Source organism: Delftia sp. S65 (assembly GCF_016516495.1).
GTDB classification, from domain to species: Bacteria; Pseudomonadota; Gammaproteobacteria; order Burkholderiales; family Burkholderiaceae_C; genus Comamonas; species Comamonas acidovorans.
Window position 1 is genome coordinate 1 of record NZ_JACVUR010000119.1, and the last position, 250, is coordinate 250.

The 250-nt window shown below is 52.0% G+C and carries 1 protein-coding gene; it reads right to left on the bottom strand.

The features are described from left to right. Positions 1 to 250: hypothetical protein (locus IAE24_RS30525; protein ID WP_233626442.1), on the bottom strand; the 250-nt coding region annotated here is incomplete at both ends.

The window sequence follows — 250 nt, forward strand, 5'->3', positions numbered from 1 at the left end:
GGTAAGGATGAAGAATTTGCTTGGTTTGCCGGGGCTTGCGGCCGTGTCTATATGCACTGCTGCCAGCTTTGTCGCCTGCAGGCCTGCTCCGTACAAATGTGTTATCGGGCCATGGCGATAGTTCTTTAGCGCTTTCTTGCATCGATACCACTTCGTGCAGGAATCGCCACGCACGGCGAATAACAGTGCGATCTGAAATAAAAAAGGCAGCCGTGCATGAGCAGGGCTGCCATCAAAAAGCAAACTCATC